Here is a 2,826-nt window from a genome sequence, read left to right on the forward strand (position 1 = left end):
GGACCTCTTCGCACAGACGGCGTTCTGACCTGATACCGAAGCAAAGGCCAACCAAAAGCATCCGGATCAGCAGCCCAGCATCAATCGATGAGCGGCCTGTGTGGCTGCAAAACTCGGACAGATAGGCAGATGTCGCTCAGATCGACGAACCGGTCAATCGAACGCAGAAGATGATTTTGAGGGACGTGGTTGTTCAGCGAAAACCCATAAAACAGCGCCGTCTGTGCCTCCTGGTTCGGTCCCATCACCGCCAAATTCCCGCCTTTATAGAGGAATTGAATCAGCCAAAGGCTTTCAAATCAACAAGAGTTTTTCCAACAGAATTAACCAAAAAGACAAGTGCTGCACGATGCTCAAATAACTCCTGTGATTTTGGGACTCCCCAATCAATAGGTGTTCATTGAAGTCCAATTACTATCGAAATTCACTCTCATGCAGTCATTTAGCCAGACTTTGCAGTTCATTGCGCGCGCGAGCGACGACAACCAAATATCAAATTTTGGGCGCTGCAGTGTTTTACAAACCAATGGACCGGTGGAACTTCATTCGATAGCCTACTTTTAGGCTTAACAATAAATTTGCGCATTTTGACGCATTATAATCAACAAAGCCTCGTCAAATGACAGAAAATGGGGACAAAACCATAAAATTAGTAATCGGTCTTGATGGACAAAGCTCGGGGGAAAAGGCCCTTGAATTTGCCAAGAGCATAGCGGCAAACAGCGCCAGTTGTGAATTAATCGTCGTCTATGTGATCGAATGGTCACCGTTTTCCTTCCAGACTGCGGAGGAAAATGCGCAACGACACAAACGACGTGAAGAAGAAATTTCAATCGCAATGGAACGGGTCGTCGATCCGGCCGTGGCCTCTCTCAAAAAGGCTGGCCTGACCGCACGCGCGATTGTGCGCCATGGCGATGTCGCAGACACGATCGACAACATTGCTCATTCTGAAGGTGCGTCTCAGATTATCGTCGCACGTTCAAGCGCCGGTGGCATCACTTCGCGCTTGTTTGGCAGTTCAACCGCAAACCTTGTCATGAACGCGCGCGTTCCTGTCACTGTTGTCGCATAAGGAACATTTCAAAAGAAAAAGTTATATTCTCTCTTTTTAGCGATGACAGCCTATCTAGCCCTTGCGATGCCTGCTCAGGCACAAGAGGTCGCCGGGTCACTGGATGCCCGCGTGAACGAAATATTCGCGGGTGCTACCGGCTGGTTCGTCAACTTTATCTTTATGGCCATTCCTGGCACGAACTTTCCTTGGATTGTGATGTGGTTGGTTATTGGTGCTAGCGTATTTACAATTTACTTCGCCGCGGTGCAATTCCGCTTCTTTGGTCATGCAATCAGCTTGGTCAAAGGCGACTATTCTGACCCGAATGACGCAGGCGAAGTTAGCCACTTTCAAGCGCTTGCAACTGCCCTGTCGGGTACCGTTGGCCTTGGCAACATTGCTGGTGTTGCCGTGGCGGTCGGTATCGGCGGACCGGGCGCTACCTTCTGGATGATCCTTGCGGGTTTGCTGGGCATGGCATCAAAGTTCACCGAATGTACGCTGGGCGTGAAATATCGCAATGAATACCCTGATGGCACCGTGTCTGGTGGTCCAATGTATTACATCTCAAAGGGCTTTGATGAGCTAGGTTTGCCGGGTGGGAAAATCCTTGCGGTGATGTTCTCTATTTTTTGCATCCTTGGTGCTTTGGGGGGCGGAAACATGTTCCAAGCCAACCAAGCGCATGCGCAGATCACACAGATCACTGGCGATTTTCCCGGTTGGATTACGGGCGTTGTCTTTGCGACTGTCGTCTTTGCTGTCATCGTTGGTGGCATCAAATCCATTGCCAAGGTCACAGAGAAAGTTGTTCCGTTCATGGGGATTCTCTATGTTGGCGCATCGCTCGTCGTTCTGATCGTAAACTACGATATGATCGGTTGGGCCTTTAGCCAGATCTTTGTCGGCGCATTCACCGGACTTGGTGTTGCGGGCGGTTTCGTTGGTGCGTTGATCCAGGGTTTTAAACGCGCTGCGTTTTCGAACGAAGCGGGCGTTGGTTCTGCGGCGATCGCACACTCGGCGGTGAAAACCAAAGAGCCAATCACCGAGGGTTTCGTTTCGTTGCTTGAGCCACTGATCGATACTGTTGTGATCTGTACGATGACAGCTTTGGTCATCATCATTTCACAGCAGTTGATCATTGATGAAGCGACGGGCAACTATGTCCTGAACGAAGCTGGTACAGCCATTGCAACGATTGACGGCAACAGCGGTGTCGCACTGACATCGGCTGCGTTCGGTTCAGCCATCAGCTGGTTCCCGTTCGTTCTGGCGATTGCGGTTATCTTGTTCGCGTTCTCTACCATGATCTCTTGGTCCTACTATGGATTGAAGGCGTGGACGTATCTGTTCGGCGAAGGCAAGACGACAGAACTGATCTTCAAGATCATCTTTTGTATCTTCATTGTCATCGGTGCGGCAGCCAGCCTTGGACCTGTCATCGACTTCTCTGATGCGGCGATCTTTGCGATGGCGGTGGTCAACATCTTCTGCCTGTACTTCCTGATGAAAGTGGTACGGACAGAGCTGGTGTCTTACAGTGCACGTCTGAAGTCAGGCGAGATCAAGAAGTTCACGCACTAGACCTGAACACAAGAAAGTGGAGAGGCCGCTGGCGAAAGCCGCGGCCTCTTTTTTGGATCGAACATGAATGGCTTGGGTTGTCATGGCTGGCATGAATTATGTTCAGTTTTGCAAAAGAAGCTCGTGCGCCTCCGGCACCGTACCGCAATGCAGGCATTCGCAGCAAAGGGCAGCTTCGCCCC

Annotated in this window: 2 protein-coding genes and 1 pseudogene; 2 read left to right on the forward strand and 1 reads right to left on the reverse strand. The window is 50.6% G+C overall.

Going from position 1 to position 2,826, the window contains the following annotated elements; translation table 11 throughout:
- Positions 1 to 248 (reverse strand): annotated as a pseudogene (locus QZ197_RS15640) (transposase); the annotation flags it as partial.
- Between the two features lie 371 nt (positions 249 to 619).
- Here QZ197_RS15640 and QZ197_RS15645 point away from each other — a divergent pair.
- Both QZ197_RS15645 and QZ197_RS15650 read left to right on the forward strand, forming a co-directional pair.
- A complete protein-coding gene (locus QZ197_RS15645; protein ID WP_296433132.1) occupies positions 620 to 1,075 on the forward strand; it encodes a universal stress protein in 456 nt (151 codons plus the stop codon).
- Positions 1,076 to 1,117: 42 nt separating this feature from the next.
- A complete protein-coding gene (locus QZ197_RS15650) occupies positions 1,118 to 2,644 on the forward strand; it encodes an alanine/glycine:cation symporter family protein (protein WP_296433134.1) in 1,527 nt (508 codons plus the stop codon).
- The last annotated feature ends 182 nt before the right edge of the window (positions 2,645 to 2,826 follow it).

The sequence above is a fragment of the Yoonia sp. genome (assembly GCF_017854415.1).
Lineage (GTDB): Bacteria > Pseudomonadota > Alphaproteobacteria > Rhodobacterales > Rhodobacteraceae > Yoonia.